Origin of the sequence: Pseudomonas sp. NPDC096950 (assembly GCF_044762525.1) — a bacterium.
Lineage (GTDB): Bacteria > Pseudomonadota > Gammaproteobacteria > Pseudomonadales > Pseudomonadaceae > Aquipseudomonas.
In genome coordinates, this window is sequence record NZ_JBIWEL010000047.1 from 1 (window position 1) to 10,874 (window position 10,874).

Annotated in this window: 8 protein-coding genes and 1 pseudogene; 7 read left to right on the top strand and 2 right to left on the bottom strand. The window is 50.2% G+C overall.

Annotated elements, in window-relative coordinates; genetic code table 11:
- The first annotated feature begins 369 nt into the window (after positions 1–369).
- Positions 370–693 (top strand): hypothetical protein, encoded by a 324-nt coding sequence (locus ACIQY3_RS34010; RefSeq protein WP_403028993.1) that lies wholly within the window; start codon positions 370–372, stop codon positions 691–693.
- A gap of 55 nt (positions 694–748) precedes the next feature.
- On the opposite strand, the gene ACIQY3_RS34015 is transcribed toward ACIQY3_RS34010, so the two are convergent.
- The gene (locus ACIQY3_RS34015) at positions 749–1,729 is read right to left on the bottom strand and encodes a site-specific integrase (protein WP_403028996.1); all 981 of its coding nucleotides are present in this window, start codon (positions 1,727–1,729) and stop codon (positions 749–751) included.
- Between the two features lie 181 nt (positions 1,730–1,910).
- Between ACIQY3_RS34015 and ACIQY3_RS34020 the strand changes: the two genes are divergently transcribed.
- Positions 1,911–2,918, top strand: a complete 1,008-nt coding sequence (locus tag ACIQY3_RS34020; RefSeq protein WP_403028999.1) for a DNA-binding protein — start codon at positions 1,911–1,913, stop codon at positions 2,916–2,918.
- A gap of 482 nt (positions 2,919–3,400) precedes the next feature.
- Here the strand turns inward: ACIQY3_RS34020 and ACIQY3_RS34025 are convergent, their stop codons facing one another.
- Positions 3,401–3,733 (bottom strand): hypothetical protein, encoded by a 333-nt coding sequence (locus tag ACIQY3_RS34025; RefSeq protein ID WP_403029002.1) that lies wholly within the window; start codon positions 3,731–3,733, stop codon positions 3,401–3,403.
- A 1,071-nt stretch (positions 3,734–4,804) separates the two neighbouring features.
- Between ACIQY3_RS34025 and ACIQY3_RS34030 the strand changes: the two genes are divergently transcribed.
- The 5 genes and pseudogenes from ACIQY3_RS34030 to ACIQY3_RS34050 form a co-directional block, all read left to right on the top strand.
- Entirely contained in the window at positions 4,805–5,458 is a 654-nt protein-coding gene (locus ACIQY3_RS34030) for a hypothetical protein (RefSeq protein WP_403029004.1), read from the top strand.
- Positions 5,459–5,509: 51 nt separating this feature from the next.
- Positions 5,510–6,637, top strand: a complete 1,128-nt coding sequence (locus ACIQY3_RS34035) for a helix-turn-helix domain-containing protein (protein ID WP_403029007.1) — start codon at positions 5,510–5,512, stop codon at positions 6,635–6,637.
- A gap of 73 nt (positions 6,638–6,710) precedes the next feature.
- Positions 6,711–8,789 carry a DEAD/DEAH box helicase gene (locus ACIQY3_RS34040; RefSeq protein WP_403029010.1) on the top strand — a complete coding sequence of 693 codons (2,079 nt, stop codon included), beginning with the start codon at positions 6,711–6,713 and terminating at the stop codon, positions 8,787–8,789.
- 6 nt (positions 8,790–8,795) lie between these two features.
- A complete protein-coding gene (locus ACIQY3_RS34045) occupies positions 8,796–9,461 on the top strand; it encodes a DUF2290 domain-containing protein (protein WP_403029013.1) in 666 nt (221 codons plus the stop codon).
- A gap of 384 nt (positions 9,462–9,845) precedes the next feature.
- A pseudogene (locus ACIQY3_RS34050) lies at positions 9,846–10,665 on the top strand (TolC family protein); the annotation flags it as partial.
- Positions 10,666–10,874: the final 209 nt, after the last annotated feature.

The window sequence follows — 10,874 nt, forward strand, 5'->3', positions numbered from 1 at the left end:
GACGCCACAGTTTCAACAATCAGCTGTCACCGGTAGAGTTTGAAAAGCGTTACGCAGCGAGCCTGGAGAGTGTCTAGGAAACCCGGGGCGATTCACCATGCCCTAACAGGTGCGGGCTGGGCGCATATTTTTTTGAGAGTCTCACCGGCAGTGCGTTCAGTCTTTCGACGCGTGAAGTGATCGTTGATTGAGCTTGCAGGGCACATCCGGTTGGAATGCTTCGCTGTTAGTGGCCGGGCGAGCGAATGCGCTCATCTGAGGCGTTAATGCTTCGCGGGTGACCATGACGGGTTTACGACCTCTGGTCGGTTGTGGTGAACACGTATCAAGTTCTCTTAATCCATTTAGAAACGCATCCTGGAAGCAGCCATGAGCGCATTTAAAAATCTGCTGATGTCAGCGAGTGAGCGAAAACTCAAAGCCTTGCAAGAATGGCATCGCGCATTTGAAAATAGGGCTCTTCGTATGAACTCCCCAGATTCCTTCCATGAAGAGTTGATCCGTCAAGCCGACGAGATGGAACGTCTAGGTGTTGTTGACTGGCAGGAGTGGCGAGACCTACGAGTGGAAGCCGATCAAGCTTATCTGCTTGCTGTCGCGGGAGACGATTACCACACGCTTGAAGTACCTAATACAGCGTGGCACGAGTCTAGTCCAACCCCAATCGGATCGGCGCCACTTCGTAATCCATAGAATGAGGATTTCGTGGATGCTTATGGTTGTGGAGACCTTGCAAAATCATCAGGCCTTAGGGGTTGTCAGCGGTCGCCAACCCATGCGCTTGTGCAATAGCGGAGGAAATAAGCGATTGATCGAGCGCCAACTCGCCAAATGAATCAGTCGTGTCGATGTAGCGCATGGCGGACTTCATGTCCTTCCAACCGACGTAGGTCATCAGCGCTTTAATGTCCCAGCCATTCGCCGCCGCCCAGGTGGCGAAGCCGCGACGCAGTGAGTGACTGGTGTACAGATCGCCAGACACGCCCGCTCGACTAAAAATTCGTCGCAGCAGTGGAATTAGGCTGTTGGCATTCAAGCCGTCCTCCGCCAGATGCCCCCAACGATTGAGCTTTCTGAACACCGGACCCTGTGCGATGCCGGCGACGGTAATCCAGTTGACGTAAGCCTGAACAGGGCAGAGCTTCTTCAGGGCGGGTGTACGGAACGTCGTGCCGAGGTGCTGGCGATCCCCCTTGCTATGTGGCAGGTAAAAGGTGATGCCCACGCCGGCTTGCGCTTGGGTGTGCTCAACCTGTAATCGCGATAGCTCATCCCCGCGAAAGCCCCGCCAGAATCCGATCAACACCAAGGCCATGTCGCGCCGACTGCGCAACAGGCCTGCCAGATCATAACGGGCGGCAGCTTGCTCGGCGTCTTGCTCCAACCACTGAACGGCTTGTTCCAGATGCTGCAGGAGCAGGGGAGTCGCTTGTTTCTCCTGGGCGGGATGCAAGGCACGGATACCCTTGATCAACTGCCGCACCGCCGGTGTTTTGGTCGGATCGGGAAAGCCTTGGGTGATGTGCCATTGAGCGAGGGCGGCTAGGCGCTGCTTCAGCGTGCTGATGGCGTGCTGATCCGCGTACTCGGCGAGGTAGCGCACGATGCCATCCCCCGTCGCCGGCAGAAATCCGCCCCAAGTCACTTCAAAGTGCTCCACCGCCGCGCGATAGCTGCGCCGGGTGTTATCCCGGGTACCGGCCTGCAGGTAGCGATCTGCCTTGTTCATCTTGACCCTTCTGCGTCAAACGTACCTTTTCCGGCGACGGAAAAAGCCAAAAACAAGTCTATGATGCGATAACGCTCAATTATTTTATCAAAGATAAGCTCTCATATTGTTCTTTTTTTTGCGGTAAAGTGCTATGTATATATGTGGTATGTAAAACAGTACGAAATCGTAGGAGAGGAAAATGGCACGCGGCGGAATTAACAAGGCGATTGTGCAAAAAGCGCGGGAATCGCTGCTTGCTCGGGGAGAGAATCCGAGCATCGACGCCGTGCGCATCGAGTTGGGAAATACCGGCTCAAAGACAACTATTCACCGTTATTTGAAGGAAATAGAAGATTTTGACCCTCGACCGCGGGCCTCTAGAGAACGACTGAGTGATGAATTGACTGAACTTGTTGCCGGCCTCTTAGAGCGAATGACAGAGGAGGGCGGCGAAGCTCTTGCGTACGCCCAGGCGCGCTTCGACGAGCAGCGCAGCGAGCTGGAGCAAAAGCTCGACGGCTTGAGTGCCGAACTCACCTCATTGCAGCGTGAAATGGATAGTCAGAAAGGAGCGTTAGTGCTTCAAGCGGATGAGTTGCAGATTTGTCAGACAAGCCTGCAAGCCGAACTCACCCGCAATGCACGCCTGAGCCAAAATTGCGGTGACTTGGAAATTCGCGTGCAGGAGAAGGATGAGCAGATCCGTTCTCTGGAAGAAAAGCACCTTCACTCCCGCGAGGCGCTGGAGCATTACCGCAATGCGGTCAAGGAACAGCGTGACCAGGAACAGCAACGACACGAAGGGCAGGTGCAGCAAGTTCAGGTTGAGCTGCGCCAACTCCAGCAGACGTTGATGGTCAAGCAGGACGAACTGACTCGACTCAACAGAGATAACGAGCGCTTGCTGAGTGAGGCTCGGCAGCTGGCCAAAGCGGCGGCGACGCATGAAGATGCGGCGGTTCGATTGGCCGGTGAGATTGCCACCATTAAGACAGCAGTCGCCAAGGCTGACGGTACGAAAGAAGCGCTTCAGGAACAGCTCGGAATGTCGCGCGCGGAATCCAAGCGGTTAGAGGAGGGCCTTTCACGGGCAAGTGCGCAATTGGTCGAAGCCACGAGGTTGTCGTTGCACTATTCAGCGGAGCTCACTCAGCTACGACAAGCCGCGGGTCATCCGCACACTGACAATGAAAGCTCCACGAGATAAGGCCAGAGGAGAGTTAAATTGATCACATTTGACGCGGTGTGCCGCGGTTCGGTTGCAAGCACTCTTGACCTCAAATATGCGCATGAGCGCCTAAGTCAGATGGTTTTTTCGGACGATTGTTCGGGGCCACTGAAGCGCGCCGGGCGACTCAAGTCTCAAGCGAAGAAGGTGGCGCCCAAAATGAGCAGGGGGAGTCTTGATGCGTATAAGGGTAAAGAAACGCCGCTGTGAATTTCTAGGTATTGTTTTGAGTTGCATACTAAGTACACATTCCGCGTTCGCTTGCACAGCGCTGTAACTGTAAGCGACCATCACATATCAGCGATGGCAATTGGGCATAAATTGCGACGGCGACAGGCCGTACTGGGGCGATTTCCGCCAGTGACGTCAGGCCTGGATCCCCCATCCTAGAGAGATCGTTCGGGTCGGCCACCAAATGAAAGGCGTTCCACGCCCAGCCCGCAAGCCTCGTGAAAATTCTCTTACATCGACTTGATCGAAACCACTTTCACAAATCGGAATTTTTTCTTGGCCGCCCTAGTAGCTTCTTGCTCGGCTAGGAGGGTACTTAGCGTATCGGCCTCATGGACCATCTCGTGCGTCTCGCCTTCAAATTCATTGCCCACTCGAAGCGTGACTCTCAGCCTGGGTGTAAATGTTTTCGCGACTTTCTTTTTCTCTGCCACTTTCGCCGGCTGCGTGATCACGATATCCGAGACAGGCTTCTGCACTGGAGGCTCACTGCATTGCGGAGCTTGCTCGCTACCACCGAACAGCGCCCGGCGCATTTCTTCTTCAGTTGAATCTGGATTCATGCCAATTCTCAGAGGGGTGTTATGAGTTGCTAGTGCGATTCTATCAGCATGGCGAATTTATCCAGTCGAGAGTCCCGTCCGCTCAGGTCTAATCCCTTGCAACCACGGCTGGAGGATTTAGGTTCGCCATTTATCGATACGGCTACGTGAGGCCGAACCACTGCTGACTGGGGCGACGGATAACACACGTAACTTTTGACGTGTTCATATCAGCCGCGACTTGCCGCTCCCGAGATTTTTCCTTCAGGGGGAGCCTCCATAATCGAAGGACCACAACCCAAACAGACATTCGAGAAAGGCAGAAATTGGCTAATTTTTTGCCTGTCGCCACTGCTATCGCTGGGTCGAAAGGTGCCTGTCAGGAAGGGCTGCAACCGCGCCAAGCAAACACTGTGGCGTCAATGTTGCTGCATCGAACGGTTCAATAGGTCGGCTCGCAAGCTGTATGCTGACGTGTTGATTCAAGACATAGGTAGAGGGCAGCAATATAGATCACGGGAAGAGTCGAGATCGAGACAGTCATTGACGTCTTGTGTGATGCATGCAGCAGTTCCACGCGTTCTGAGTATGGCGGACTTCAATACGCCAGCCTCCACGCTCACTGGGGTTATGGCACCAGACATGACGGCGAGCGGTATGAGCTGCATCTCTGTGAGGACTGCTTCTTCAAGACTATTGCTTACCTCAAGCAGGAACGGCGGACCGAGAATTTGCTCAGCGACACAGCTGCTGACGCCCCTGATGATTTTGGCCTGGTCGCAAGGGACGATTTCTTCGGAGACAAGGGGAATCGTTAGGCCGTCCATTGTTTATCCGTCCGCGTACCACTCCCAAACAAGCACTCAGGGAAAGCGTCTGCTCTTGGCCGTTTCTGCCTGCGGTGACCGACTGAAAACGGCCAGAAGCGGACGTTCAAGGCAGTTGAACCAGAAGAGACTTTTGCCATTCGAGCCATAAATATCTGGTCTTTTTTCAAAAATATCATACGAGTGTGCCTTTTTAGCACTTCTTGTTTTTCCTCCTCAAAAGAGGGAGAATAACCGGAAGTCGAGCTAGTAGGAGCTAGATAAAATGCATATGAATGTTGTCTTTTCTGAGTCTGATGAAGTAGCTGCGCGCCTCGAAGAGCTTGGAGTCTCTGAAGCATCACTCAGAGAAGCCATCAACCAAGGGCATCTACAGCGCGCTAGGCTGACACCAAACCATCCTCGTATTTTTCCAGGGTTAGAAATGTGGGGCTGGTGTGTAGCAGGCCTACGTGATCAGCTTCGCCCTCTCGGCTGGGTTGCTCATGTGGCAGGCAATTACGAGTCGACAATAAATAATGCTCTCGATCTGGCTATTGCAGTGGCCTCAGGTGATGAGGCGACGGGGATTGCTCACTCACGTCCTTCTAATAGATCCAAAAAGGGAAAAAATACTGTTGAGGCTGTTGAAGGGAATCGACAAGGAGATATGTTTTTTGAACTTCTACCTGAAAAAATTATAACGGCCCCTTCCAATAATGATACTTGGATTTTACTGCATCACACTGATGTCCATAAGAAGGAAATTCGTATCGAATTTTCTAAGCCATGGGATATCGGAGAGGATGGTAAAATTACTTCTTGGGCTGAACGTATCATTCTATGCAGCATCTCCTTCGATGACGACATCCAACTGGAAGATTTCATTGAACCCGATGGTATGAATATTAATATCAACATTACTAGAAAAGCATCTTGACTTACCATGTTTAATGCCATGCGATTTTCCCTTGCCCGGAAGCGGAGGGGAATGAAGAAACGTGAACTAGCCATTTTAATTGGGGTGACCGAGCGCTCCGTGTCAGGCTATGAAAACGGTACTCAGGAACCTGAATCTGGAACGTTACGTCGAATTGCAGAAGCCCTCGAGTTTCCTGAGGTTTTTTTCTTCGGCGACGATCCTGAGATCCCTACTCCAGATGTTGCAAGTTTTCGGTCACTTTCGAAGATGTCAGCTGCTCAGCGTGACTCCGCACTCGGAGCAGGAGCCATTGCTCTACTTTTGAATAGCTGGATTGAGTCACGATTTGATTTGCCGGAGCCTGATATTCCAGACTTAGGCAGCGACAGGGATTTTTCAACAGTAAACCCAATCGATTTCGAGTCTCAAGAACTTGAGGAGTACCCGGTATCAGGTGCAATCCAGGGGCCTGAAGCCGCAGCGGAAATGCTGCGGGCACACTGGGGGTTAGGGCAGAATTCCATCAGAAATATAATTGTTCTATTGGAGTCGAAAGGCGTGAGAGTTTATTCCTTGGCAATTGATGCCAAAGAGGTAGACGCGTTTTCAATGTGGAGTGGTGGACGCCCCTTCATGTTTTTAAATACATACAAATCAGCTGAGCGCTGTCGGTTTGATGCTGCTCACGAACTTGGCCATTTGGTTTTACATCAGCATGCACACCCACAAGGTCCAGATTTGGAAAGAGAGGCTAATGCCTTTGCCTCAGCTTTTCTTATGCCGCGAGCTAGTGTGTTGGCTCGGGCGCCGCGCTCAGCTACAATTCAAAGTCTTATAAAGTTTAAGAAATATTGGTCTGTCTCAGTGGCAGCATTAAACTACCGCCTCCATACCTTAGGTCTAATTACTGATTGGACATATCGAACTCTATGTATTCAGATCGCCCAAGAGGGATATCGGACCTCTGAGCCTGAGTCACTGCCCCATGAAAAATCGGTAATCCTCGAAAAGGTTTTTTCTGCTTTGAGAGATGAGGGGGTCAGCAAATATAGTGTGGCAGAACAGTTGGCTATACCTCAGACGGAAATAAATGAACTTACATTTGGACTTATGTTAAACGTGTTAAAGGGAGGAGGAGCATCAGGCGCTATAGGTAGTGGAGGGAGCCCATCCTATCTCCGGCTGGTTAAAGGATAGGCTATAGCTTTTGAACGGGCCTTGGCATGATTACCTCCATCGTCATTGAATTTTACTTTTGGGAAGAAACATAATGGACTTTGTATTCGGTAAAAAGAAAAACCCTCAAGCAGTTGACGAGTTAGTTCAGGCCCTTCGTGAGCTCGATATAGAAGGAAGCCTATATATAGGCTACCCAATTTTTGAAGTTAATGAAAATGCAGTTCTTACTGACGCCTTGATGGTGACAAAAGATCATGGTGTGGTGGTCTTCGATCTCAGCAATACTGCAGAGGATGACCCGGTCATAGTTGAGGAATATCAGGACGATCTATACAGGGGGCTGGTTAAACGATTTTTAGCTGAAAAGGGATTGGTTAATAGGCGTGATCTTTCCATTCAAGTGAATGTATTATCTTTCAGGCAGGATGTTCTGGAAGGTGTAGATTCGTGCACCCCTGATACTGTGGTTTCGACTATTCAGCAGTATGCTGGTATTTCTGGTGAGCAATTCAAGCTCGTAAATGCTTCGATTCAAAAGACATCAGTTCTTAAACCTGCTAAAAAGAGAACAAAAGTTAAAGATGAAGGTTCTTTGGGCTCAACTATAAAGAAAATTGAAAAAGAGATTGCCAACTTAGATCGATGGCAAAAGAAGGCTGCGATTGAGTCGCCAGATAAGCCTCAACGGATAAGAGGGCTTGCTGGATCCGGTAAAACAATAATTCTTGCTATGAAAGCCGCATATTTGCATGCTTATAATCCTGAACTTGTTATTGCCGTTACGTTCCAAAGCCGCTCTCTTTACCAGCAGTTGGAAAGGCTTACAGATAAGTTTTATTTTGAGCATAAGCAAGAAGATACAGATCCAAGCTTTCTTAAGATTCGCCATGCGTGGGGAAGCACAAGGGAAGTAGGTATTTATTCTGAAGTCTGTAGCCAGATCGGAATTGTACCTATGAATTTTATGGATGCAAAGCAAAAATACACACGCGAAACTGCTTTTGAGGGAGCGTGTCAAGAAGCCCTTGATGCAATCAGCGGGATTCAAGTTGAGCCGTTGTATGACTATTTGCTTATAGATGAGGCTCAAGATTTTCCAGTTTCTTTTTTCAAATTAGTTTATAGGTTTGTGCGTAGTCCCGAAAAGTTGATTTGGGCTTACGATGAGTTGCAGAATTTAGGTAATTTTACAATGCTGCCAGCAGATGAGCTTTTTGGATGCTCTTCCGAAGGGCGCCCACTTGTTCATCTTGAAAATGAGCCTGGTCGTCCTCAGCAAGATATAATGTTGCCTATTTGTTATAGGAACCCCCCTTGGACTCTAACACTTGCTCTCGCTTTAGGGCTGGGTATCTATCGTGATAGTGGACCCATACGCATGTTTCCGGACCCCCGGTTTTGGAAAGATATCGGCTTCGAGCTTGTGTCTGGCGAGTTGGCTCTTGGAAAGTCTGTTTCGTTGCAGCGTTCCTCCTCAAGGACACCTGACTATTTTTATAGTTTGATGAATGTTGAGTCAGCGATAGGGTATCAAGGATTCGATAACAAGGAGTTACAAGGTAAGTGGGTCGCTCAGCAAATTCAACGTGATATTACTAGCGGTGAGCTTGAGTTTAGCGATGTGTTGATAGTTTTTCCTGATGCATACACGCTGAATAGTGAATCGGCTTATGTAATGCACGAACTAAGAAATCTCAATATAAATTGCCATGTCGTAGGAAAGAGCAGCAGTCAGGATGTGGTTTTTGTTGAGGACTCTATAGCTATTACGCATATACATCGGGCCAAAGGTAACGAAGCTCCGATGGTTTACGTGATGAATGCGCAGCATTGCTGCTCCGGTTTCGATTTAGGGAAAAAACGAAACTCCCTGTTTACGGCCATCACTAGAGCTAAAGCTTGGGTAAGAATTACAGGTGTTGGAGCTGGAATGCAAACTCTGGTCAAGGAAATTGATCAGGTTTTCGCAAACAACTTCATGCTGAATTTTACATATCCTACTCGAGAGCAATTGAACGAGTTGGAGAATGCTTACAAGGATAAGTCGCCTGATGAGGTACAAGAGCTTTATCAAGGGTTCGGCCAGATAAAAAAAATAAAGCGTCTTTTAAAGGAAGGGAAGATAGCTTTGGAAGATCTGCCAGACGATCTCCGTGATCTCTTCGAGTGACTGACTATGACTATTCAGTCTGAAGAGCTAATTGGCGCAATTAATCAGTTGATTTTTGAATGGCAAAAAACTGGATTAATAATCGATTCTAGGAATCATCAGGCGTACCAAAAATCGAATGGTTTGGTAGAGATTACCTGGGGTAATGACGGGTATGTTTTGAAGGAGAATGATTTTTCAACTTTGAGCGAGTACTGCTCGTTAGTCGAAAATAGACAATACTCGATGCTGCTCGCGGATGGTTCTTTTTTTCAAATTTCGTATGGATTACGTAGACGTGAGGTTGTTCGCCATCGTTTGTGCTGGTATCCCTCGCCCGTAAAGTTTTCAGAGGAGTTAATGGATTCCGGAGGCATTATTGATGAGGTCTTGGAGCGAATGGCTAAAGGAGATACAAGTTTTTTCCAATCCAGAAGCCCGCTTAGGTTTGATTATTCTCCTGATGACGCTAGTGAACTGCACCCTGAGGTTCATCTTCATATAGGTCACGAAGACTGCAGAATTCCGGTTAAATCTGCACTCAGTTTAAGATCGTTCATGGTATTTGTTGTGGAAAATTTTTATGCCGATATTAGTGCAGGCTCTCGCCTACATCGTGATGCTTTGAATTGGTTTTGTGGGGATAAGCTGACACATGATCAAAGACAGAGAGTGCATATCAACGGAGTCTAGGAGGGGGAGCGGAGATTAGTCATGAATTAAGCAAACCTACTAACGATGTAGCTCATTCGCTAGAGTTTTGCCTGGAGCAATATGCATACCGTTCTACCCGATGGCAGTGTGACGGGGCCAGGGCAGTATCTCTAGCGACTGGCTGCTTCTGGCCGAGGCTGTGTAAAAACGTTTTAGAGCAGGTTTGACGGTCAGAACCAGAACGAAAATCGCGCTCCTACGCAAATTTCAGGTCTGCTGACTAGCCGAGTGCTGGCAGATTTTACGTAGCAACGCAGACTTCCAAACGGTGTCTGCGTTTTTACACACTCTGGGCCGTTTTCTGCCTGTCGCAACCAACAAAAAATGAGCCTGCTGGACGTTGGAATCAATACCCGAGACAGTCTGGCCAAGTCGCAGGTGGCGTCGAGTCGGGCCGGGCTGTCGCCGACGGTAGGTGTGGGCTTGTCGGGTTCGCGGGGGGAGGGCGGCGATAGCACCACCAATACCACCTCAAGCGGGGTCAAGAACAGCGTCAGCGCTACTTTGACCGCCAGTTGGGAGTCGGGCCTGTGGGGCGAGGTACGCCGTAGCATCGAGTCGAGCCAAGCGACGGCCCAGCAATCCGATGCCTTGCTGGCTGGGGTGCGGCTGTCCATCAGCTCCACCGTAGCCAGTAACTACTTCGCGCTGCGGCAGATGAATATCGATGTGCGGTTGTAGCAACAGCAACGGAAGATCAATCAGCAGCTGCTGGACATGATCCATTCCCAGTACACCCAAGGTGTTGCTACAAACGACCAACTGCTGGTAGCCCAGGATCAACTGAGTACCTCAATTGCCGATCTGCAGACCTCGCTGCGCAATCGCGAGCAATACGAACATGCCTTGGCGGTGCTGGTGGGCGGGGCACCGAGCGAGTCTGCTGTAGCATCTCGAAATGACTTCACCTTCGTCCTGCCTCGGCCACCGCTGGCCTTGCCTTCGACCCTGCTCCTGCGCCGCCCCGATGTGGTGGCTGCCGAACGCCCGGCAACGGCCAATGTTCGGTAGTCAGGAGGCGCAGTTGCGCGCTGGCACCGTCAGCCAAGAGGCGGTGCTTACCCAGCAACTGGTGTTGCCGCAAGCCGAGCAGAACCTGCGGGACACCCAGGGCCAGCTCAGTCAGGGAAGTGTCGCGCTGTTCCAGAGCCTGGGGGGAGGCTGGCAAGCCATCGGGCACTGACGGCTAGGGTGCACCATGCAATATCCGGGTCTGCGCGTTATCGGATATTGCATTCCAGCCTGTTGGTGTTGCCGTGCAGCACAATGGCAGTAAGCGCTTGTTGATCAACCTAACTGTTGCCGCTGACCGAAAACTGACCCAGTAGAGGCTGTTCTGCCGACTGAAAACTGACCCAGGTGTTCAACTGCTTCTGCTCACTTTTCGAGCAG

What these genes read in the sequence shown, in the direction of transcription:
- ACIQY3_RS34020 (WP_403028999.1), top strand. Translation starts at nt 1,911, where the DNA reads ATGGCACGCGGCGGAATTAACAAGGCGATTGTGCAAAAAGCGCGGGAA.
- ACIQY3_RS34010 (WP_403028993.1), top strand. Translation starts at nt 370, where the DNA reads ATGAGCGCATTTAAAAATCTGCTGATGTCAGCGAGTGAGCGAAAACTC.
- ACIQY3_RS34040 (WP_403029010.1), top strand. Translation starts at nt 6,711, where the DNA reads ATGGACTTTGTATTCGGTAAAAAGAAAAACCCTCAAGCAGTTGACGAG.
- ACIQY3_RS34045 (WP_403029013.1), top strand. Translation starts at nt 8,796, where the DNA reads ATGACTATTCAGTCTGAAGAGCTAATTGGCGCAATTAATCAGTTGATT.
- ACIQY3_RS34030 (WP_403029004.1), top strand. Translation starts at nt 4,805, where the DNA reads ATGCATATGAATGTTGTCTTTTCTGAGTCTGATGAAGTAGCTGCGCGC.
- ACIQY3_RS34035 (WP_403029007.1), top strand. Translation starts at nt 5,510, where the DNA reads ATGAAGAAACGTGAACTAGCCATTTTAATTGGGGTGACCGAGCGCTCC.
- ACIQY3_RS34015 (WP_403028996.1), bottom strand. Translation starts at nt 1,729, where the DNA reads ATGAACAAGGCAGATCGCTACCTGCAGGCCGGTACCCGGGATAACACC.
- ACIQY3_RS34025 (WP_403029002.1), bottom strand. Translation starts at nt 3,733, where the DNA reads ATGAATCCAGATTCAACTGAAGAAGAAATGCGCCGGGCGCTGTTCGGT.